Annotated in this window: 2 protein-coding genes; both read left to right on the top strand. The window is 52.2% G+C overall.

Annotated elements, in window-relative coordinates:
• Positions 1-28 precede the first annotated feature (28 nt).
• Positions 29-268: a hypothetical protein gene (locus KDK19_RS17550; RefSeq protein WP_257292475.1), complete on the top strand. Its 240-nt coding sequence runs from the start codon at positions 29-31 to the stop codon at positions 266-268.
• 360 nt (positions 269-628) lie between these two features.
• Positions 629-1,022, top strand: a 394-nt coding sequence (locus KDK19_RS17545) for a PEP/pyruvate-binding domain-containing protein (protein ID WP_257292474.1), incomplete at its 3' end; no start/stop codon positions are given.

Here is a 1,022-nt window from a genome sequence, read left to right as displayed (position 1 = left end):
ACCGATGGAAGAGGTTGAAGCATAGACCATGGATGACTTTAACAACAAACCGCCTGGCTTGATTGACCCACCGGCCAGTGACGAGGATCAACTGACGCTGAAAACCTGGATGCGGCAGGTGACCGGGGCGGTGCGACAGGGGTTGGGGCAGATTGGGCAGTCGTTTTATGCGCTGGTGATTAAATCATGGGTGAATATTAACATGAGAGGTTATCATGACGTTACCTGCCAGTTTTGGCACATTAGATCTTCAAAGCCCGAACAGTGATCGCAAACAGGATGCTGGGGCTTATAGTTCACTCAAAAGGTATTTTTGTGATCTTGATCCCAGTGGTGTTCCCGACCCTACGTCGATAGACAAGCGCACCTGCAGTTCAACTTTCTCGGATCAGCCTACAGACTGTTCTGCCGACAACCGGGAACAACTTGGTGGCAAGGGAATGTTTTTGCAGCGCATGAAGAGAGCCGGTCTGCCTGTTCCACCCTTCGAATGTGTTACTGCTCAAGTCATGAATGCGCTTGAACAACACCCTCTGGATACCCGGTTTTTAGACCTCTATCTCCCCGGGATCGTCCTTGAACCGGGGCAGAGACCAGCCTGGCGAGCATCCGTAAGCACCTCATTGGCTTGCCGCCTTCTGAGCAAACCAAAAGGGATAGCTGGCTGGCGGGTCTGGCACAATTTGTTGCCAGTGATGACTATTACGAACAGGTTGAAAATTCTGAAGCGGCCCGACAAATCAGGGGACTGCGCCATCAGCTCGCCACATCACAGCCGGTGATTGTTCGCAGTTCTGGCATCAACGAAGACAACTACGGCGATGCCCAGGCGGGCAAATACCTCTCTGTGGTTCAGGGAGAAGACGATGTTTTGCGTACCTGCCTTAAGGTCATGGCCTCAGCTTACCGGCCTGAAGTCTGTCCCGAAGGGATGCCGCAACCCATGGCGCTGATTATTCAATACTGTGTTGATTGCCGATATGGCGGGGTCGCCATGAGCTTTCAATCTTTTCAGGATGATA

The organism is Endozoicomonas sp. ONNA1 (assembly GCF_024606325.1).
GTDB lineage: Bacteria > Pseudomonadota > Gammaproteobacteria > Pseudomonadales > Endozoicomonadaceae > Endozoicomonas_A.
Note: the sequence above shows the minus strand (reverse complement) of the source record. Positions and strands in the feature narration are given on the sequence as shown.